This window comes from Phormidesmis priestleyi BC1401 (genome assembly GCF_001650195.1).
GTDB classification, from domain to species: Bacteria; Cyanobacteriota; Cyanobacteriia; order Leptolyngbyales; family Leptolyngbyaceae; genus Phormidesmis_A; species Phormidesmis_A priestleyi_B.
This window is the reverse complement of sequence record NZ_LXYR01000041.1, coordinates 1-20,705: the sequence shown is the minus strand read 5'-3', so window position 1 is coordinate 20,705 and position 20,705 is coordinate 1. Positions and strand designations below refer to the sequence as shown.

Here is a 20,705-nt window from a genome sequence, read left to right as displayed (position 1 = left end):
TTCCGCCCCGCCTATGGTTACTTTGCTCGAAAATCCTCTCCGCGTTGGGCTACAGCAGCAGCGAATGCCCGAACCCAACATCATCGTGTTTTTTGGTGCGTCTGGAGACTTGACCAAACGCAAACTGGTTCCGGCGCTTTATCACCTCAAGCGAGAGCGACGACTGCCCCCTGAGTTGACGATCGTCGGTGTTGCCCGTCGCCCCTGGAGTGACGACTACTTCCGCGAACAGATGCGCGAGGGCGTTGACCAGTTTTCAGATGGTGTCGGATCAGAAGCCGCCTGGGAAGACTTCGCGAAGGGCTTGTTTTACTGTCCGGGTGACATTGACAACCCTGAAAGCTATCAAACGCTAAAGACGCTGCTTGCCGAGCTAGATGAGAAACGCGGCACGAGAGGGAATCGAGTTTTTTATCTTGCAGTTGCCCCTAACTTCTTCCCCGAAGCGATTCGTCAACTGGGAGCCTCTGAGATGCTTAAAGATCCTCAGAAGACTCGATTGGTGATTGAGAAGCCATTTGGACGCGATTTAAGCTCGGCTCAACAGCTTAATCGGGTGGTTACCCAAGTCTGCAAAGAAGAACAGGTCTATCGAATTGATCACTACCTGGGCAAAGAAACCGTTCAAAACTTACTGGTGTTTCGCTTTGCCAATGCCATTTTTGAGCCATTGTGGAATCGTCAATTTGTCGATCACGTCCAAATCACAGTGGCAGAAACCGTTGGCGTTGAAGACCGCGCTGGCTACTATGAATCGGCTGGGGCACTGCGCGACATGGTGCAAAACCACCTGATGCAGCTATTTTGCTTGACCGCAATGGAGCCACCCAATGCTCTAGACGCAGACAGCATTCGCACCGAAAAGGTGAAAGTGATTCAGGCGACGCGGCTAGCCGATGTGAATCATTTAGAAAATTCGGCAATTCGGGGGCAATATTCAGCCGGGTGGATGAAGGGCAAACAAGTTCCCGGCTACCGCGTTGAGCCAGGAGTAAACCCCAACTCGACGACCCCGACCTACGTCGCCATGAAGTTTGTGGTTGATAACTGGCGTTGGCAAGGCGTTCCTTTTTATCTGCGAACGGGCAAACGACTGCCTAAAAAAGTGTCAGAGATCTCGATCCAATTCCGCGAAGTGCCGTATCTAATTTTTCAATCGGCTGCCCAGCAAGCCAACACCAACGTGTTGACGATGCGAATTCAGCCCAACGAAGGAATCGCAATGCGGTTTGAGGTCAAAATGCCTGGGGCAGATCTGCGATCGCGCTCCGTCGAAATGGACTTCAGCTATGGCAGTTCATTCGGCGTGACCGGGGGCGAGGCATACGATCGTCTCTTGCTCGACTGCATGATGGGCGACCAAACCTTGTTCACTCGCTCCGATGAAGTCGAAGCGGCGTGGCGAGTCGTCACCCCGGCTCTCAACGTCTGGGAGTCGCCTACCGACCCTGCCACGATTCCCCAATATGAAGCAGGCACCTGGGAACCCTCAGAAGCTGAACTGCTGATCAATCGAGATGGTCGTCGTTGGCGAAGACTATAACCTTCATCCCTCATCCTTCATTTATATGGCTATTCAATCCCCTTCCCTAGTTCCGTTACAATCGTTGCAAGCACCTAAAGATGTCTCCCTGAGCGAGATTGAAGCGGAGCTTGCTAAAATTTGGCAAAGCTATAGTGCTGCGAGCGACGATGGCACAACCCTCTCTGCAACGAGAGCCGCAACCTTTACGCTGGTCGTCTATGAGCCAGAAGAAACTCAGCAACTGCTGGCTGCGTTGAGATTTTACACTGGACCGATCGACGGCATTGGTGGACCTCGCACCGAAGCTGCCATTCGTGCCGCTCAAGCCAATTTAGGGATGAGACTTGACGGTAAAGCGAGTCCGGCTTTATTAGAGAAACTGCGAGAGGCGGTCGCGAAACAAAAAGGCGCGATCGCGACCGATACAGGAAACGGCTCGTCGAGCTATGCGTTGGACGCAGCAGGTGCCGGGATTGCCGACGCGATCGCTACTCAAAACCCCTGCCGCATCATTTCTCTCTTTCCGGTTGCTGGAGACGATGAAGGGGTGACGGCTCAAGTGTCTGCCTATTGCCCAATTAATAAGCGCAGCCGCAATTCTCTGGTGTGTGGTGAATACATCATGCTCAAGGGCACAGAGCGCGCATTAGAACGAGTCGCTACGATGGTGTCTTCACTCGTAATGGGTGAGTTGCCCAGCATTCTCTGGTGGAAAGCAACGCCCAGCACCGATCAAGACTTGTTCGATCGGCTGTCTAAAACCTGCACGGCTGTAGCAGTTGACTCCAGTTATTTCATGACCGACCCCGAAGGCGATTTGCTGAAGGTGGCGCACCTGATTCAATCTCAAGTGCAGGTGTCTGATCTCAACTGGCGACGACTCGCCGCTTGGCAAGAATTAACCGCAGAGGCATTTGACGCACCAGAGCGCAGAGCCGCCATTCGTGAAGTCGATCGAGTTGTAATCGACTATGAAAAAGGCAACTCGACGCAAGCGCTAATGTTTTTAGGCTGGTTAGCGAGTCGATTAGGCTGGGAGCCTGTGTCTCGATCGAAAGAAGATGACATTTATGAGCTTCAGCGCATTCATTTAACGGCGGCTGACGGGCGAGAAATCGAAGCCGAACTGGCGGCGATTCCAACAGGCGACACGGGTGAAGTCACGGGAGATTTGGTGAGCTTGAAGCTGACTTCGACAAATCTTGATGCCGATTGCTGCACGGTTCTCTGCTCTGAAACGACAGGCTGTATGCGAATGGAGGCAGGAGGAGGTGCCCAGACGTGCCGCATTAATCAGGTGACTCCTCTTGATGATCAGAAAGCTGAAACGCTTTTAGGTGAGCAGCTACAGCGTTTAGGTCAAGATGTGTTGTTTGAAGAAAGCTTGGCAATAACTGCGAAAATTTTGGCGATCGCCGTTTAGACTTTTTGGGGATGGGCGGTTTTGATCAATAGTCGTGATTGCAAAATTGTTGGAGACGTTCCACCGGAACGTCTCCACGGGTTTGTGGGATCGAACCGTCGATCGCAGTCGTGAATTTGGCAAACACCCGCTATCCTGGAAAAGAATCTTTATCACGCGCGGTTAATGAGCCTATGGTCGGATCGGTCAAGCAAATTTCACAACAGCTTGTTGTCTTAAACCAGCAGGTTGCTGATATGGGCGAAGAGTTTTATAAAACCTACGCTCATTATTTGACTGCGTTGGGGCAAGCGATTCGACAGCAGTTAATTTTGTCGTGCTATCACGTCTGCACTGAGAGCTATCCGCAGCAGTTTTTGCAGTTGTCGATGGGTCAGCGCCAGCAGTTTCAGCAGTCGGTGCGAGATTTGGCAAACCAGGCTCAAAAAGAACTACTCGCTCAACTCCAGCCGATCGACGATCAAGATCTGATCGAGGAAGACTCTGATACAGACGATGCAGATGAGGAGAACTTTGACGAAGACTCCGAGGATGAAGAGTTTGAGCGAGATCCTGCTTCAGAGAGTCAGCAAAACGAACTCGAATTTCTATTGTCGGCTCCTTCATTTAACAAACCTGCCCAATCTCTGACCCCGCTAGATCAGTTGGCTCGATGGCAAGAAAGTTTGGAGAAAGCGATCGCCAAAAAACTTCAGACGACTTCTCACGCGGCTAACCTGCTGCTACAGCAATCAGAAATTTTGCCCAAACGTCTACCAGAGCCAGTCCTAAAAGCATCTGTAAGTGTGGAAGGCAGTGACCCGATCGCCGGAAATGCAAATCTTTTGAAACTGCTCGTCGAAGCCAGCGGTGAAAGGTCGTCTAAGCAGGGCAAGTCTCAAGAATCGGGTGAATCGCTGCTGCATTTAGTGGCGATTCATCTGCGCCTGTCTGAGATCGAGTTCAACGACACAACCACGATGGCAGAGCGTAACAAGCTCCGAGATCTTAAAAAACGATTTCAGACATTGGGACGGGATTATCAGAAAAAACAGCGAGAACGAGCGATCGCTGAGGCACAAGATGCGTGGCGATCGACGTGGAGCCATGATTAACCCGCGTCTCTTTCTTAAGGGACTGACCAAAACCGTCGCTCCTTGCCTATCCTAAAGAAGAATAAAGAAAGGAAATCTGCATAGTGGCTAGTCAGGGAATCAAAATCGCGGTGGTCGGAGACATCCATGATCTGTGGGATCACGAGGATGAAGCCGCGTTGAAAGCGCTGGGAGTCAACTTAGTCTTGCTGGTCGGAGACTTTGGCAACGAATCGGTAGAAGTCGTGCGATCGATTGCTCAAATGGATCTCCCGAAAGCTGCGATTCTCGGCAATCACGATGCCTGGTATAACGCCACTGATTGGGGTATCAAGCAATGCCCTTACGATCGCGCCAAAGAAGACCGCGTACAGCAGCAAATCGATTTGTTAGGCGACGCAAATGTCGGGTATGGCAAGCTTGACTTTCCAGAGTTGCGGCTAAGTGTGGTGGGCAGTCGTCCGTTTAGCTGGGGTGGCTCTGTCTGGAAGAACGGCAAATTCTATCGCGATCGCTGCGGGGTGAATAACTTTGACGAATCGGTTGATCGCATCGTCGCGGCTGCAAACACGGCGGCTTACGAAACCGTAATTTTTGTAGGACACAACGGTCCAACAGGGTTAGGCGATTTGCCCGAAGACCCCTGTGGAAAAGACTGGCAGCCGATCGGCGGTGATCACGGCGATCCTGATTTTGAAGACGCGATCGCTAGGACTCGGCTGTTAGGCAAAACCATCCCGCTCGTCACCTTTGGACATATGCACCACACGCTGCGACACACTAAACAGCAGCTTCGCCGAGCCATTCACACTAGCCCTGAAGGGACGGCTTATTTAAATGCGGCTCGTGTGCCTCGGATTATTCAAAATGAGGGCGATCGCATCAGAAACTTCTCGCTCGTGACGCTGCAATCCGGCAAAGTGTCAGACGCATCGATCGTGTGGGTGAATGAAGCGTTCAAAATTGTGTCTGAGACAGTGCTTTATCGCGCTCAATCGGTTGCGGAATCGATCGCATGAGACCCAATTTCGGCGTTGCTGAATGCAGGATACGAATGACCCTCACCCCCAACCCCTCTCCCCAGGGAGAAGGGAGCCGGAACTCTTGTCCCCTCTCCCAAAAGGAGAGGGCTAGGGTGAGGGCAAAATCTGTGCTTCGTAGATCGATTCAGCAACGCCCCAATTCTTAAATCGTGTCAAATAAGACGGTCGTCATGTAGCGTTCAGCCCACGCGTCACCAAAGGCTTTTTCTAAGACTCGACGAGTTTTGTCGTTTTGCTGCTGACGATCGCAATAATAGCGCTGTCTAGCTAAGATTTCTGCCTCGCGCTCTGGGGTGGGTTGCGTCGCGATTGCTCTCTGGCAGTGCAGTTCTAAATAGCTCTCAACTTGGGACAAAAACATTGCCTCTTCTGCCCCGTTGCTCGGACGCACAAATAGACAAAAGCTAGAAAAAATATCGCCCCATTCTGGAAGCTCACGACGCTGAGTGAAATTGACTTCGGGCAGCGCCGATAAACCCGTTTGATAATCAGCAGGAAGCGTGCGATCGTCACTCATCGGAGAGAGATCGGCGATCGCCATCCCGATTTGTCCCCGTCCGCTCACGAGATCAGCGCCAAACATCGGCAAGGCATAGTCCGATCGCGGAAACATCACGCAGTGGAGAATATCTAACGTTGTCCCGACTTTGGCAAGCTCCATATGAAGTTTGCGAAACTGGGGAGTCTGATAACAGCGATTTTCAATGATTAGTTTTTCACCTTCCATGCGCCCCTCAACATAGCCCAGATCATCCGGCAGATAGTAGGGTGAAAGGTCTAAATAACGGTGCCAGATCGCTTCTATCTTGTCGGCTAAACTGCGAATGAGTGGGTGCTGCTGCTCACGTAAAGAAGGAGTTGAGAGGGGCATATTAGGGAGAAGAAGTTTGGATGTTGAGATTTAGATGGGCGACCAGGCAAACCCTTTTAAAGGATATCAGCTTAGGATTGTGGATTAGCTAACTTCGGGAATTATACAAGCCGGATTCACCCTCATCCCCTAACCCCTTCTCCCCAGGGAGAAAGGGAACTAGACGTTTGCTCCCTCTCCTTAGGGAGAGGGTTGGGGTGAGGGCGAATTCGGTTTTATTGAATCCAGAATCCTTAGTTTCTAAATCTGACTCCTAACCCCGGTTGGTTGTTGGGTACCACTCGCCCATTTTCAAACCCCGCCCCCACAAACGGATCATCCAGCAGATTCAAATGGCTGTCCAAATCTAAGTGGTCGGCTAAGGGTGACAGATGCGCCAACGCTGTATTTAACAGAGAACTGTCCGAATAGCAACCAAACATTATCTTCAGCCCAAACGCCCTTGCGGTATGAATCATCCGCAACGCTTCCGTCAAGCCGCCCGATTTGAGAAGTTTGATATTGATGCCGTGAACCCGATCGATGAGCAGCGGAATATCTCGACTCGTAAAACAACTTTCATCGACAAAAATCGGCAAGGGAGACTGATAGTAAAGCTTTGCGAGGTCGGCTTCTTGACCTTTAGGCAAGGGTTGCTCGATATAAGTCACTCCCTGATCTGCCAGCCAAAACGCCATCTTCAGTGCCGTGTCCACACTCCAACCTCCATTGGCATCAACGCTAATCTGCGAAATGTGAGGGGCAGCTTCTTTAACTGCTAGCAGCATGGCTTTATCGGCTGCAATGCCATCAGGGTTGCCCAGCTTGACTTTCAGCGCTTGAATCTCTTGAAGGGGGGCAGCGATCGTGCCTTTGCCTAACCAATTCAACACGCGCTGCTTGGCATCTTGCGGCGAACTAATGCCGATCGTCACCGAGGTCGGCACAATTCGTTCGCGCTCTAACCCCCACAGTTGCCATAGAGGAAGATTTGCCCGTTTGCCCACCCAATCATGAAGCGCCAGATCCAAAGCGGCACAGGCAGCCGAAGGAAGTCGGGTTTCTGCCATTAGGCGATCGATGCGCTGCCGCTCTAGCGGGTTTAAAGCTCGGAGGAGGGGCGCGATCGCCTGTAGAGAACGAGCGATCTCGTCGGTTGTTTGGGGCTGTCCTCCTACTGAAAACGGCGAGGCTTCTCCCCAGCCTTCAATGCCGTCGTGCTCGATTCTGACCCAGATGTTAGTGGTTTGAGCGGTAGTGCCACGGCTGATCGTAAGGGCGAACCGTTTATGCACTGTAAAGGTCTGAATCTGAATCTGCATACCCTTGTGAACACTAGACTAGATGCTTATTCTAAAGGACAGCTTGTGATAATTTCAGGACTATTGGTTTTCTGTCGAGAAAACTATAATAAAAAAGAGACGTAAACCTTACGTCTCCTTAAACAGATTATTCAACAAGTTAAGAATCAGAACTAATCACGACTGTTGATTGCAATCAAGAATCTCAGAATAAACACAAACAAATTGATGTAGGTCAAATACATCGACAGAGCAGCAGGAATGTATTGATCATCGCGGTAAGTGCGAGGAAGAACAAAGAAATCAACAACTGCCGCCCCGACAAACAGCAATACGCCAATGCCAGAGATAGCGACTTCTAGGAAACTGGGTGTATAAATCCCAAACACTCGCAGCAATAGCTGACCGATCAAAACCACAAACAGTGCAATTAACCCAAGCTGTACGGTTTTGGTTAACGCCATGCCGTTTTTCTCAGACAGATTAGATCCGATCGACCTGGCTGCAATAAACGTCACGCCACAGCCGAGTGCGGCAAATCCAACTCCGTTGATGCCAACGCCTTGGGTTTGCAGTGCTAAAAACACAATCCCGCTCAAGGTGTAGCCTGACAGCAAGCTATAGGTCGCCAGCAGAGGCAGCGCAACGCCGTTGTTGCCTTTTTGAGCCACATTAGAGGCAACGAAAAACAAAATCAACTCTAAAATCACTGCCCCAATAAACGTAGGCATAAAGATCTGAGGGTTGTTGGTAATCACCTGCAAGCCGCCAAAAGTGCCAACTGCGGTCAATACAAGCCCACCACCTAGCAAGGGTAAAGCGTTGGCAATGACGTTTGAGCCGATGATCGACTGACTTTTTGCATCCCGGATTGCCTGCCGGAAGTTACTGGTATTACTCATGCGGTTTCTTTTGCCTGTGACGAAATGTATGCTGTCCCTTCATTTTCCTTCGGTTTTTAGAAATCGGCTAGAAACTGGTGAAAAAATATGGGCTGTGGGTTTGGAGACGATCGGACCATCAAGCAAACGCTGACGAACCTAAATCAGGCGGTACATCTTGCCAGCGACCCTGACCCACCGCCCGAATCGCTTCTTTGAGCGACACATCTCCGGTATAAAGGGCACGACCGACGATCGCTCCGGTGACTCCCTGCGATTCGAGTGACAATAGGCTTAATAGATCAGTGACCGAACTCACGCCCCCAGACGCAATGATGGGAATTGAAACCACGGAGGCTAATTCGCGCAGTGCCTCTAAGTTGGGACCTTGCAATGTGCCGTCACGATGAATGTCAGTGTAAATAATCGCAGCCGCGCCTAGTTGTGCCATCCGTTCTGCTAGTTCAGTCGCGAGAACTTCTGACGTTTCTAGCCAGCCTTGGGTCGCGACTCGTCCGTTTCGAGCGTCAATGCCGACGATGATTTGCTGGGGAAACTCGCTGCACAGTTGGGCAACCAATTCGGGGTTCTTGACGGCAACCGTGCCTAAAATGGCGCGATCGACTCCCGTTGACAACAGATCGGCGACACTTTGACGATCGCGCAAGCCTCCTCCCACCTGCACCGGAATCTTAAGCGCACGCACGATCGCTGCAATTGCCTCTAAATTCACCGGATGTCCGGCTTTGGCTCCGTCTAAATCGACTAAATGCAGTCGGGTTGCGCCTTCGCTAGCCCACTGCTGCGCCATCGCGACGGGATCTTCGTTGAAGACCTCGGCTCGGTCATAGTCGCCTTGATAGAGGCGGACACACTTGCCATTCAGCAGGTCGATCGCGGGAATTACTTCCATAAGATTTCTGTTCCTTCGTGGAGTAGAGAGAGCAAATCTTATTGTCGGTGATGCGATCGCAGATTGATCAACAGAAAGCGCTGTCGTATGAAGTGATAGGTTTGCCAGTTGAGATGACACCATTGCAGGTTTTTTCTCGCCCCGCGCATTCTCAAGCCGCTTGTCCCGCAATCACATGCTCTAACTGAAGTGGATTATTCACCTGCTTCGATGCGTTGAAAATTTCCAGTCCTACCAGATTTCCTGCCGCATCATAATCTAGAATTGCACCGGAACGGTCTTCGTGGCTCTCCTCAATCTCTGCTTCAGAGAGCATAATCATTAGAGTATCTACTTCTGGGTCATAAATGACTTTCATTCCAACCTCCAATATCGAGAAATCTGGTTTGTTTTATAGACAGTCATGACGATTGCAGGTTGTGTCCGTTCGGAGACAACGACTCTTAGCAGATAGGTTTTCCCATTCTCGAATAGGAGTTGAGACTGATAGATGCGTGTGCCATCGTCTTGCTCAATTACTTGTTGAGGACTTCATAACACAGAATTGAATCGCTCAATGGGAATCCTACGCCGCTCTGGTTGTGCTTCTGCATGTTTAGAAATGTAGAAACTCACTTGCAGAAAACGAATGGGATGGGAATTTATTGTAGAGCCAAAAATGAAACCAAGCGTCTCAAAGATGCACACGATCGCTCCTCTAACCCCTTCGAGCGCAGACAGAAGCAGAAGCCATTGACCAGCAGATTGAAACCATGCTCACGTTAGACTCTCGAATCGCAGTTCTCCTACACGAAGGAATTCGCGGCACGCAAGGCAAAACCGGACTTGCCCTACTGCGCTATCGACCTGACACGATCGCGGTCGTCATCGATCATCAATGCGCCGGAGAATTTCTCTCGACTCTTACCGGAACGTCTTGTAATGCCCCGATCGTCGCGTCTGTCTCCGAAGCGCTCGCCTATCAGCCCAATGTACTCGCGATTGGCATTGCCCCTTCTGGAGGAGCGTTACCCGATGCCTGGTTAACCGAACTCGAGCAAGCCACTGCCGCTGGGCTGTCTATTATGAATGGGCTTCACACGCAGATGTCAGCCATTCCCCAACTCAGAGAGCGTCTGCGAGCAGGACAGTGGATTTGGGATATTCGTCAAGAACCCGCAGGGCTAAAAGTGGGAAGTGGTGCCGCTCGATCGCTCTCCTGTCTGCGAGTTCTTACGGTGGGCACCGATATGGGCGTAGGAAAAATGGCGACGACGTTAGAACTCGATCGAGTGGCTCAAAAACGAGGGATGCGATCGAAATTTCTGGGCACAGGTCAGGCAGGCATCATGATTGCCGGAGATGGCATTCCGCTAGACGCAATTCGGATTGATTTTGCCGCAGGTGCAGTCGAGCAACTCGTCATGCGCTACGGACAGGATCATGAGGTTTTGTTGATTGAAGGACAGGGTTCGCTGATGAATCCGGCTTCAACCGCAACGTTGCCTCTCATTCGGGGCAGCCAGCCCACTCATTTAATCCTCGTGCATCGAGCGGGACAGACGCACATTCGCACCTTTCCCGATGTGCCGATTCCGTCGCTGCAAAAGGTGATTCACGTCTACGAAACGGTGGCTGCTGCCGGAGGGTCATTCGCGCCGACACCTGTAGTTGGCGTTGCCCTGAATACCGCTCATTTGGATGAAGACGCTGCCAGAACTGCGATCGCTCATGCCCATCAAGAAACCGGACTTCCCTGCACCGATCCGGTTCGGTTTGGGGCTGATCTGCTGCTAGATAGCATTCTCTCCCCGATCAACAAACCCAGGGTAATCGCATCTAAATTGGAAATAAAGTAAAGATGAGATACTGAAGCAGTCCATCCCACGCGATTGATTGTCATGTTGCCTGAAACTCATCCATGCGCTCAACTACTCACTCATTTTGCGACCGTTGAAGACCCACGCATCGAGCGCACAAAGGAACACTTATTGCTGAATATGATCGCCATTACAATTTGTGCGGTGATTTGTGGAGCTGATAGCTGGGTAGAGATAGAAAACTATGGCAATGCCAAGCGAGAGTGGCTAGAGCAGTTTTTAGCTTTGCCGAATGGAATACCGTCACATGATACGTTTGGGCGAGTCTTTGCCCGCATCAAACCCGAACAATTGCAAGCGAGTTTCCTCAATTGGATCGAAGCCGTGAGTCAGGTGACCCAAGGACAAATCATCGCAATTGATGGTAAAACCCTACGCCATTCCTACAACTCCAGTGAGAGCAAAGCTGCAATTCATATGGTGAGTGCTTGGGCAACTGCGAATCGACTGGTATTGGGACAGCGCAAAGTTGATGATAAATCGAATGAGATTACGGTGATTCCAGCGTTGTTAAACGTGCTGACAATCGAGGGATGCATTGTCACAATTGATGCTATGGGTTGCCAAAAAAAATTGCTCAACAAATTGTAGAGCAACAAGCAGATTACGTATTGGCACTTAAAGGTAATCAAGGCAACTTGCACGAAGATGTAGTGCAAGTGTTTGAGCACGCTCGTCGCATCAACTTTGCAGGGCTTGAGCATGACTTTTGCCAGAATCTGTCCAGTAACCACGGACGCATGGAAATCCGATGGCATTGGGTGCTGGGACAAGTGGAACATTTAGTCGATGCACAGCAATGGGCGGGATTTGCTCGGATTGGACTCGTCGAATCCGAACGACGGCTCCAAGGCAAAACCACGATTGAGCAACGCTACTACATCCTAAGTTGGGAAAGTTCTGCCGCTCAACTTGCCGATGCCGTACGCTCTCATTGGCAGGTTGAGAACTGTTTGCATTGGGTGTTGGATGTTGCCTTTAGAGAGGATGAATGCCGTATTCGCAAAGACCACGCACCTGAAAATATGGCATTGATGCGCCACATTGCACTCAATCTGCTGAATCAGGACAAGACAGCGAAGGGTGGCGTGAAAGCCAAACGGCTTAAAGCAGGTTGGGACAATGCCTACCTCCTCAAACTCCTTGCTCAATAAGATGTGAATGCCCTACTGCTGAATGTTATTTTTGTAACAAAGTTAGTATAGATGCTAAACTCAGGGAAAAATTTGGAATTTCTCTGTGAAGTTAAGTTATCTAATCAGTGCATCGGTTGGGATTGGGCTGGCTCTCTCGTTGTCTATGTCACAGCGAATACTTAGCGCTCAGATAAACAGGATCTTCTTTGGAGTAAAGGCTGTAACTCCGAATGTCGCTACCTATAGAGGAGCATTTGCCATTCTCTCTAACGGTCAAGAGGATCTAACATAACATCGACCTAACGAACCGAGGGTTGAACAAAGAAATCTGGTTGACATTAGATGATGGTAAAGATCCGGAGGCTCAATGCTGGGTAGAGGCAGGTCAAACAAGAGCATCCATCCTCAACGACAGCCCCGTGGCTAACGATCCAAATAGTCCTGTCACTTACAATCCACAATATAAGTCGCATTCAGGGCACTTTGTGGGTGTGGCATACGTCAATACTTATCTCTACAACGAATTTCGAGCTATTCCCATTGGCACTCAAAATCCAACTGGTGAACATAGCTATCAAATTCAGCCCGTAGCAACGGGAAGCAGCAATTGGGAAGTCAGAATCGATGGGCAATCAGTTTACACAACAGCCGCTTTTCGCTGCATAGATAGAAACGTCAAGATTTACTACCCAACCTCATCAAGCAGGATTGATGCTGGGTTGGAGATCAAAGACAGTAGTGTCTCTTTTAGGAGCGGTACGATGATCCGCAACTTGAAATATCTCGACACAAGCAATACCTGGCGACCTATCAATCAAACCAATGTCATTAGCATCGACTCTAACCCGATTACTGGCAATGCTTCTGTGGCAAATGGGAGATCAACCTTCTCTTCAACGCCTGATGCTCGTGTTACCTTTACTCGCTAAATTCAGTCATGAAACCTATCAACTTACTCATTGCCGCCACTGCTTTCGCAATCACTCTAGGTATTGCATCGCTTCATAGTACTAATGCCCAAGGGAGCGGGAGTACTATGGAACCAACAAGCCCGACTACGCCCGTCCAGACCGCTTCAACCGTTCGTAAAGCGAATAAGTATCTTAAACCAAATCAGCTAAAGCGGCTAGAAGAGGAAACAGATCGTGCGGTCGGTCGTGGGAAAATCAAAAGCCGCAAATTGAGCGATTGGAAAACTTTCACTCAAGAGAAATTTAACCCTGGTGAAAAGCTTTATGGCATTGATCCAGACCGACAAATCTTTCAAGTCGAATCCACTCAAGATCAAGTCGAAGTTAAGTCTGGAATCATTTACAAGAATGCAACTGTTAATCAGGCAATCGATGCAGAAACTGGAGATCTTCTCTATGTGATTGTCACGGCTCCGATTCCTGGTGTCACGCCCAACTCACCCGCCAAATAACGATGATTGACCTAGCATTGAACGCGATACTAATAGCTTGTACTCCTATCCCTCAAGCTAAATTAATCCCCCTTGATCAAATATCGAGACCAGGACCTCCTTCAGCAGAAGAAAGCGAAGTCGAACGAAGAGCGACCACGTGGGGAGAACTGATGCGGACAGACGCAAAACGTCAACTCTCCAGTCTGAAGCTTAACCTCAAGCCAGAACACATTGTCTACATCATGAAGATGCGAGCAGTATGGGACAGTGATTTTCGAGAGGAAAATGGACTCCTTTATCCAACTTCCAAAAAGATATCATTCTACTATTGGGTGTTTGATGCTGAGACGGGCAAAACGATTGCTCAGTACAAGTAGGTCAAGAAAAGTAAAGCCTCTTATATGCCTGAGGTGGTATGGGCATCTTGCTTATGTATGACTCCGAACGCGGGCAAGATAGATTGTTTCGCTCATTAAAGAGCACACTCTATCTTCAATTAGATGCAATCGCCCTATCAACAAACCCCCTTCCATTAGGTAGCGATGCAATCCAGTTTAAAATCTCTGGGTTGACTTGCTCAGGCGCTTCATCGTGCAGACAGTGACCCGCATTCTCAATCTCGACGACTTTTAGATTGGGACTGTAACCACCAAACTGAGTCGCCAAACTTGGCGGAATCATCCGATCGTTCTTACCCCACAGCAACAGCATCGGAATCTGCAATTCGGGTAGCGTCTTCTTCACACTGGGACCAAATTTAGGAGCCATGATCGCTCGAAAAATTGCACAAAATGCCCGTGCCGATCCCCGATCTTCAGTCGCTCCCAGCAAAATCTCAACCAACTCATCCGTCACCGCATCAGAGTTTGCATAAGCCAGCGATGCCCAGCGCTTCACCCCTCCTGGCTTCCGCACTAGCTGAAACAGCAGATTCAGCACCAGAGGCGATGCCACCCAACTTTTAATCGTCGCCACCACCGGACGCAGCGGCTCAGGAATCATCTCTTCTTCGATCGAGGGATCAGGCAAATTAAGCATCACCAACCCGCACACCATATCCGGGTGAGATGCCGCCGCCGCCATGCAGACCAGAGACCCGATTGAGTTGCCAATCAGCACGATCGGCTTGTTTACAAATGTCTTCCAAAAATCATAAACCTGCTCAACCCAGAGCGCGACATTGTAGGGCGCGATCGCTTTTTCTGATGCCCCAAAGCCCAACATATCGATCGCATAAACCGTGTGATGCTCACCCAAAACAGATAGATTTTGTCGCCAATGCCCGATCGATGCCCCAAACCCGTGCAGCAACATCAGCGGAGGATTCTCTCCAGCCCGACCCGATCGAATGTAGGTATATCGAGTCTGCCACCCGCGCCACACCCAATCTCGCTGACTCCCGACCCGCTGCCGCCAATGTAAAGAGGTTGTCACGATTTCCTCAGCGCTTCAGTTTCCCATCTTTGCCCTCATTCTAGGAGGTTTGACAGGCGTTTAGAGCAGACCGTTTTGTATCGATTGGTTGCCCGTCCCCACTCTGGTCTCCCATCGGTTAGAATTTAAGTTAAGAACTAGAGAGAAATTAGACCAGAGTGAGTAGAATGTCGGATACAGTTCTCACCGTAAACCGATATTGACCTCTGCATCAACGGCTAACCCCGGTCTGTTTTGATTTGCTATTGGTCTGATTTTATCGGCTGACTGCTTCTCTTCGTTGTTAACCTTACCCTCCACAATAATAATTAATGGCGCCTCTGATTGAGAAAAGACCTAACCGAGACATTCCCGTTATCAATGAACGCATTCGTTTCCCTACCGTCAGAGTGATTGGCTCAGACGGCTCACAGCTAGGAATCATGTCTTCTCGTGAAGCGATGCAACTTGCCGACGAGAAGGAACTCGACCTGGTTTTGGTCAGTGACAAAGCCGATCCCCCCGTGTGCAAAATCGTAGACTACGGGAAACACAAGTTTGAGCAAGAGAAAAAAGCAAAAGAAGCTAAGAAAAAGCAGCACACTGTAGACGTGAAAGAAGTGAAGATGCGCTACAAAATTGAGGAGCACGACTACAATGTGCGAATCAATCAAGCAGAGCGTTTCTTAAAAGCTGGCGATAAGGTAAAAGCCACGATTATGTTTCGGGGTCGCGAGATCCAGCACAGCGATTTGGCAGAAGAGTTGCTCAAACGCATGGCAACCGATTTGCAAGAAATTGCCGAAGTGCAGCAAGCTCCTAAAAAAGAAGGGCGCAACATGATGATGCTGATGGCTCCCAAGAAGTAAGCCGATTTCGCTATTTTTTAGAAAATGAAAAGGGTATTGGAGAGGTGAAAACTCCGATACCTTTTTTGTTCAGAGCGATCGTTCGGGAAAACTACTGAAAAGCATCAATCCGCTTTCCTTTCACGTCTCCTAGCCACTTCCCACCCAAGACGCACTTGCCCCAAGAGCCTGTATCGCAGCAGGTAGAGTAGGTTCGCATCCGAACAGGTTTGCTTTTGGTGAAGCTTTTACAGGGATTGGAAGCGCTAGACGTGTACATCCAAACCAGATCTGCCGCGTCGGTCACTAATGCGCCTGTGTAGGCTGCTTTGTAGTCCCAGTAAGGGCGACTGCGGCTGCTTATGAACTTGCTGATATCTCCACTTTTGAGAACTTTCGGATGTGTTGCGCCGTTGATTGCCTGACAGCTTTTAACTTTGATTGGCGTGATCGTGCCATCTGCAAGATTCACACAGTCAGCAATGGCAGACCCCGGCACAAGAATCGTAACCAAGGCGAACAGAACGCTTTTAGATAACATTTTCTCAGGAGCATTTCCTTACCGCGGACGAACGCAATGAATAGGAGTTCCTTATTCGCTTGGGCTAGGCAAACTAGAGCGTTAACCAACGGGGAGCGATCGTGTAGGATTCGTGAACCTTTATAAGGTTGCCTCCGAGTTTGGCGCAAGAATTTCGCTCGGTTTGGGAATCTTATCAAGGAATATGTGGCGATCGCCCCGTAAAACTGCGGTGCCATCTCTAAAAGACCTCCAGAATTCTCCTAAGATTCTCACACCGGGTTCGCCGCATACTGAGGTTGTCTGTAAAGTCTTAACAGGGACGCGTCGAAAACACGGTACGGGACACAACGCTTCATGGAATTGATCGATCAACATGCTGCCAGAAATGGAATCGGACGGAAGCTCTTGCGATGGATTAACCTTCGCCCCGAAGAGAGTAAACGAACGTTCGTGATGTTTACGTTTTACACGATTACCTCGATCGGGCTGATGTGGCTAGAAGCCAGCGCAGTTGGGCTATTTTTAGAACAGTTTGGGGCAGATGCTCTACCCAAAATCTACATCGCCAGTTCTGTGATCAGCGTCGGCTTGGGGTTCCTCTATTCCTGGATGCAGCGATTTTTGCCTCTGCGACGCGTCATCGTTTTGATCGCGCTGCTGATGACACTGCCCCTGATCCTATTTTATTGCGGGCTGAGTTTCCCAGAGGTGACGCTGATCAGTGGAGTTGCTGTTTTCAAAACGACCGTGCTGCTGCTGCGGCTGTGGCTAGAAGCGATCTATGTGCTGAATGATCTCAACACCTCGATCGTGGCAAACCAATTATTTAACATCCGAGAGATCAAGCGAACCTATCCCCTGATCAGTAGCGGGGTGCTGCTAGCAGATATCATCAGTGGCTTTTCGCTGCCGATCGTCCTTACCCTGCTGCCTCGATCTCAGGGCTTGCCCACGGTCATCCTGTTCTCGTTTTGCATGATGATCTTGGGAGCTGTGGTTTTATCTTATTTAAGTCAAACCTATCGGCAATCGTTTCCCGATCGTCGTCGTCAAGAGCGGCAATCAGATGCCATCCTCAGCCGAGTGAGAGGCGAAATGAAGGACTATGTGAGGCTGCTGATCCTCTTTTTTGTGATGGCGCAGGTGATATTGCTGTTAGTCGATTTCCAGTTTCTCAGCCTGCTAGAACAACAGCCTGGATATGCAGCCCAAGGCGACAAGATTGCCAGTTTTCTCTCGGTTCTCAACGGCGTGTTAGGCATCTGTGAGCTAGCTGGGCAGTGGATGTTTTCGAGTCGAGTGATTGAGCGGGTCGGCGTGTTTAATACGGTGATGGCGCTGCCGATCGTGATTATTGTGCTGACGATCGGACTCGTCGTTTGCAGTGTTGTTACTAAAGGATGGATTTTGCTCTTTTGGGGTTTAGTCATCCGCAAGTTTCTCTACGAATTGCTGCACTACACGCTATTTGCGAGCATCAGTCCTGTTTTATTTCAGCCCATTCCAGAAATGCTTAGGGGCGGTCTACAAGCTAAAGTGCGGGGCGTTGCAGAGCCTCTTGCGACCGGAGGGGCAGGAGTTGCGCTGCTGCTGATGGTCTATTTTCAAAAGGGCAACGGGGTTGGGGTGCTAAACTTCACCATTTTTGCGGTGGTGATTGTGCTGGGGCTGTTTTGGCTGTGGACGATTCACCGCTTGAAGAAAGATTATCTGGGCTTGCTCGTATTTGATGCAGGGCGCGGCAAGCTCAGTGGCTCTGACATCGATCTGCGAGAACTGAGGAGAGCCGTCATTGAGTCGTTAGAGAAGCCCGGAGCGGAAGCCGATAAGCGATCGTGCATTGAGCTTCTCAGTCAAATCGATCTCAAAAACGTGGGCGAGGTGCTGTCTCCATTGCTTGACAAACTTCCACCTAGTTTGCAGCAAAAAAGCTTAGAAGTGATGCTCAACTATCCCAACTCGGCTTATTTGGGGGATGTGCGGACGTTGATTGCTCAAAAGCCGACTCCTGAAGTGATGGCAGTTGCGCTGCGCTATGTTTGGCTGACGGATGCAGACCCTGATATGCGGCAACTGCAATCCTATCTGCCTCCAAACATAGACCCGGTTATTCGCGGCACGGCGGCTTCGTTAATGCTGCGTCGCGGTACGCCTACACAGAAGGCAGAAGCGACCAATTCTCTCAGATTGATGCTGACCCACCAACAGCGACAAGAGCGAGTGATGGGCTGTCGTGCGCTGGGTGAAGCGCTATATCTACAGGCATTACGGCTCTATATCCCCAATCTGTTGCAAGACCGATCGCTGCAAGTCAGATGCGCGGTGTTGGAGGCGATCGGAGCCACTCGACTCGAAGAATATTATCCGTCGCTGCTGCGGGGTTTGGGCTATAAATCTACACGAGACGCGGCGCAAAAAGCCTTGGTGAAGCTCGAAAATGAAGCCCTGCCGATGTTAGTAAGATTGGCGGAAGATATGCACCAGTCAGATTTAGTTCGCAGCTATGCCTGGAGCGCGATCGGGCAAATTAGCACACCCGAAGCCATTGACTTGCTGATTTCTCGCTTAAAGACCTCGTGGGGAGAGACGCGTCGTAACATTCTGCGAATTTTGCTCAAGATTCCTCAAGAGCGAGGCATTGAGGCTGTGCTCGATCGGCTGGGTCGGCGGGGCGTTGAGCAACTAATTGACCAAGAGATTATGTTGATTGGTCAAGTCTACGCCGCCTTGGTGGATCTCGCGCCAGGGCGAGCTCAAGGACAGGAAGCGGATTTTCTGCGACGAGCGCTGCGCGATATGCCAACGGATGCCATTGAGCGGTTATTTCTCCTGATGAAGTTTCTCTACGATTTGGGGACGATTCAGGTTGCCTCGTTTAACTTGCAGTCAGGATCGCTCTCTAATCAGGCGCAAGGCTTAGAGATTTTAGACAACACTCTCGATATTCCGTCGAAACAAGCGCTGCTGGCTCTGCTCGATCGCACCCTCGATCGTGAAAAGCTGCAAAGTTTATCGGGCTTAGTCCCCTATGAGCCGATGAACCCAGACGATCGAGTGCGTCATCTGCTAGATTTGCGTCACTTCTTATCAGATTGGTCGCTGGCGTGTTGTTTTCACCTGGCGCGGCATTCTCGCTGTCGGCTCACCAGCGATCAGATTTTGTCTAGCCTCAATCATCCGCGAGGCTTTGTCCGCGAGGCGGTGCTCTCTTATCTACAACTTGCATCGCCCAGTGCTCTAGCCAGAATTTTACCGATGCTGCAAAATGATCCCGATCGGCTTGTTTTGGTGCAAGTTAAGCAAATGCTCGAAACGTTGAGGCTTGAGCAAGTTTCGTTTTCGCGTCTCGATTTAGAGGATGATGACATCCCCAGCACGGGAGAATTGAGACCCATGTAGCGATCGCAGCAACAGCCCGTAAAATTTGGGAGAGATCTTTGACTCACCAAAATCAGTCTTCAATCAGGTTCTTGCCTGCGATGTCCGTCCATAACCCGCTATGCTAAACAGCTTTGAACGATTATTACTGGTGCGAGGAGTCCCCATTTTTCAGGAACTTCGGGATGACTTTTTGGTGAGATTAGCATCGATTATGGACGAACACTCGTTTAACTCTAAAGAGGTCATCTTCACTCAGGGGCAAGAAGGACGATCGCTCTATGTGGTGGCAGCAGGACAGGTGCGGGTGCATATTGGCGACCAAGACTTGGTTCTGTTAAAGAAAGGTGAATTTTTTGGGGAGATGTCACTTTTTGACGCAGAGCCACGATCTGCAACCGTGACGGCTTTAGAAGCCTGTGATTGTTTGGTGTTGACTCAACAACAACTCTACGAAGCGATCGACGAAACTCCAGAAATCGCGCTCAATATCATTCGCATTCTCTCCCGGCGGATTCGCGAGATCAACGTCAAACTCAACGTCAAAGACAACGATCTGGTGAATCTTAAAGTCAAACTGGAGCAAGAAAGACAAGTAGTGCCGCGATCTCAAAGAAGTTAATGGACTTGCGCCAGAAAAGTATTAAGTAGGTACCGCAATTAACGTTTGTGAAATATTCAATTTTTGATGGAGAAAGAGTTGCTCCGTTTCCTAAAGGAAAGGGAATTTGTCCTGTATGCGCTAGCCCTACTCAAGTTAAATGTGGAAAACGAAAGATATGGCACTGGGCACACGAATCTCTACAGCATTGCGATAGGTGGTGGGAAAACGAGACAGAATGGCATAGAGCTTGGAAATCGTTGTATCCGGAGGAATGGCAAGAAGTCGTTCACTTTGACGAAGTAACCCAAGAAAGGCACATTTCAGATGTGCGAACTGATAAAAATCTCTTCGTTGAATTTCAAAACTCCCCCATGAGTGAAGAGGAGCTAGCATCTCGCGAGAGATTTTATAAAAACTTGATTTGGGTAGTTAACAATAGTTCGGACAGTTTTTGCGGTCAGACGTGGACAGAAAAGCTATCCATCAGCTAGGGTGCAGATTAGAAACAAAGCGCACCGGATGGATAGCCA

The 20,705-nt window shown here is 49.8% G+C and carries 19 protein-coding genes and 1 pseudogene; 13 read left to right on the top strand and 7 right to left on the bottom strand.

The genetic code is table 11. From position 1 onward, the window contains the following. Positions 1 to 13 precede the first annotated feature (13 nt). The 4 genes from zwf (at position 14) to A8707_RS18700 (ending at position 5,040) form a co-directional block, all read left to right on the top strand. Complete coding sequence (zwf, locus tag A8707_RS18715) at positions 14 to 1,543, top strand: glucose-6-phosphate dehydrogenase (RefSeq protein WP_068818723.1); 1,530 nt, start codon at positions 14 to 16, stop codon at positions 1,541 to 1,543. Positions 1,544 to 1,568: 25 nt separating this feature from the next. After that, positions 1,569 to 2,948: a glucose-6-phosphate dehydrogenase assembly protein OpcA gene (gene opcA / locus A8707_RS18710; protein WP_068818747.1), complete on the top strand. Its 1,380-nt coding sequence runs from the start codon at positions 1,569 to 1,571 to the stop codon at positions 2,946 to 2,948. A gap of 38 nt (positions 2,949 to 2,986) precedes the next feature. After that, positions 2,987 to 4,042 carry a hypothetical protein gene (locus A8707_RS18705; RefSeq protein WP_156518713.1) on the top strand — a complete coding sequence of 352 codons (1,056 nt, stop codon included), beginning with the start codon at positions 2,987 to 2,989 and terminating at the stop codon, positions 4,040 to 4,042. Positions 4,043 to 4,125: 83 nt separating this feature from the next. Further along, entirely contained in the window at positions 4,126 to 5,040 is a 915-nt protein-coding gene (locus A8707_RS18700; protein WP_156518711.1) for a TIGR04168 family protein, read from the top strand. Positions 5,041 to 5,206: 166 nt separating this feature from the next. On the opposite strand, the gene A8707_RS18695 is transcribed toward A8707_RS18700, so the two are convergent. From A8707_RS18695 to A8707_RS18675, 5 genes are all read right to left on the bottom strand, one after another. After that, positions 5,207 to 5,935: a phycocyanobilin:ferredoxin oxidoreductase gene (locus A8707_RS18695; protein WP_068818721.1), complete on the bottom strand. Its 729-nt coding sequence runs from the start codon at positions 5,933 to 5,935 to the stop codon at positions 5,207 to 5,209. A gap of 233 nt (positions 5,936 to 6,168) precedes the next feature. Then, positions 6,169 to 7,236: a dipeptide epimerase gene (locus A8707_RS18690; RefSeq protein WP_068818720.1), complete on the bottom strand. Its 1,068-nt coding sequence runs from the start codon at positions 7,234 to 7,236 to the stop codon at positions 6,169 to 6,171. Positions 7,237 to 7,388: 152 nt separating this feature from the next. After that, on the bottom strand, positions 7,389 to 8,117 hold the full coding sequence (locus A8707_RS18685) for a Bax inhibitor-1/YccA family protein (protein ID WP_068818719.1): 729 nt from the start codon (positions 8,115 to 8,117) through the stop codon (positions 7,389 to 7,391). Positions 8,118 to 8,235: 118 nt separating this feature from the next. Then, on the bottom strand, positions 8,236 to 9,009 hold the full coding sequence (gene hisA, locus A8707_RS18680) for a 1-(5-phosphoribosyl)-5-[(5-phosphoribosylamino)methylideneamino]imidazole-4-carboxamide isomerase (protein ID WP_068818718.1): 774 nt from the start codon (positions 9,007 to 9,009) through the stop codon (positions 8,236 to 8,238). A gap of 151 nt (positions 9,010 to 9,160) precedes the next feature. Further along, the gene (locus tag A8707_RS18675) at positions 9,161 to 9,367 is read right to left on the bottom strand and encodes a DUF2283 domain-containing protein (protein ID WP_068818717.1); all 207 of its coding nucleotides are present in this window, start codon (positions 9,365 to 9,367) and stop codon (positions 9,161 to 9,163) included. Between the two features lie 394 nt (positions 9,368 to 9,761). On the opposite strand from A8707_RS18675, the gene A8707_RS18670 reads away from it, so the two are divergent. From A8707_RS18670 to A8707_RS28365, 5 genes and pseudogenes are all read left to right on the top strand, one after another. Next, positions 9,762 to 10,847, top strand: coding sequence for a DUF1611 domain-containing protein (locus A8707_RS18670; protein ID WP_068818716.1), 1,086 nt, complete (start codon positions 9,762 to 9,764; stop codon positions 10,845 to 10,847). Between the two features lie 42 nt (positions 10,848 to 10,889). After that, positions 10,890 to 12,022, top strand: a pseudogene (locus tag A8707_RS18665) (ISAs1 family transposase). 296 nt (positions 12,023 to 12,318) lie between these two features. Continuing rightward, entirely contained in the window at positions 12,319 to 12,933 is a 615-nt protein-coding gene (locus A8707_RS18660) for a hypothetical protein (protein ID WP_068818715.1), read from the top strand. 107 nt (positions 12,934 to 13,040) lie between these two features. Beyond that, on the top strand, positions 13,041 to 13,427 hold the full coding sequence (locus A8707_RS18655; protein ID WP_068818714.1) for a hypothetical protein: 387 nt from the start codon (positions 13,041 to 13,043) through the stop codon (positions 13,425 to 13,427). Positions 13,428 to 13,579: 152 nt separating this feature from the next. Next, positions 13,580 to 13,786, top strand: coding sequence for a hypothetical protein (locus tag A8707_RS28365; protein ID WP_156518709.1), 207 nt, complete (start codon positions 13,580 to 13,582; stop codon positions 13,784 to 13,786). Positions 13,787 to 13,901: 115 nt separating this feature from the next. On the opposite strand, the gene A8707_RS18645 is transcribed toward A8707_RS28365, so the two are convergent. Further along, on the bottom strand, positions 13,902 to 14,843 hold the full coding sequence (locus tag A8707_RS18645; protein WP_068818712.1) for an alpha/beta fold hydrolase: 942 nt from the start codon (positions 14,841 to 14,843) through the stop codon (positions 13,902 to 13,904). A gap of 311 nt (positions 14,844 to 15,154) precedes the next feature. Between A8707_RS18645 and infC the strand changes: the two genes are divergently transcribed. Then, positions 15,155 to 15,691 carry a translation initiation factor IF-3 gene (gene infC / locus A8707_RS18640; RefSeq protein ID WP_068818711.1) on the top strand — a complete coding sequence of 179 codons (537 nt, stop codon included), beginning with the start codon at positions 15,155 to 15,157 and terminating at the stop codon, positions 15,689 to 15,691. Between the two features lie 91 nt (positions 15,692 to 15,782). On the opposite strand, the gene A8707_RS18635 is transcribed toward infC, so the two are convergent. After that, on the bottom strand, positions 15,783 to 16,184 hold the full coding sequence (locus tag A8707_RS18635) for a hypothetical protein (protein ID WP_156518707.1): 402 nt from the start codon (positions 16,182 to 16,184) through the stop codon (positions 15,783 to 15,785). 363 nt (positions 16,185 to 16,547) lie between these two features. Between A8707_RS18635 and A8707_RS18630 the strand changes: the two genes are divergently transcribed. From A8707_RS18630 to A8707_RS27010, 3 genes are all read left to right on the top strand, one after another. Further along, positions 16,548 to 19,592, top strand: coding sequence for a HEAT repeat domain-containing protein (locus A8707_RS18630; RefSeq protein WP_068818709.1), 3,045 nt, complete (start codon positions 16,548 to 16,550; stop codon positions 19,590 to 19,592). A 100-nt stretch (positions 19,593 to 19,692) separates the two neighbouring features. After that, positions 19,693 to 20,193 (top strand): cyclic nucleotide-binding domain-containing protein, encoded by a 501-nt coding sequence (locus tag A8707_RS18625; protein WP_068818708.1) that lies wholly within the window; start codon positions 19,693 to 19,695, stop codon positions 20,191 to 20,193. Positions 20,194 to 20,240: 47 nt separating this feature from the next. Further along, positions 20,241 to 20,666, top strand: coding sequence for a competence protein CoiA (locus A8707_RS27010; protein ID WP_074382529.1), 426 nt, complete (start codon positions 20,241 to 20,243; stop codon positions 20,664 to 20,666). The last annotated feature ends 39 nt before the right edge of the window (positions 20,667 to 20,705 follow it).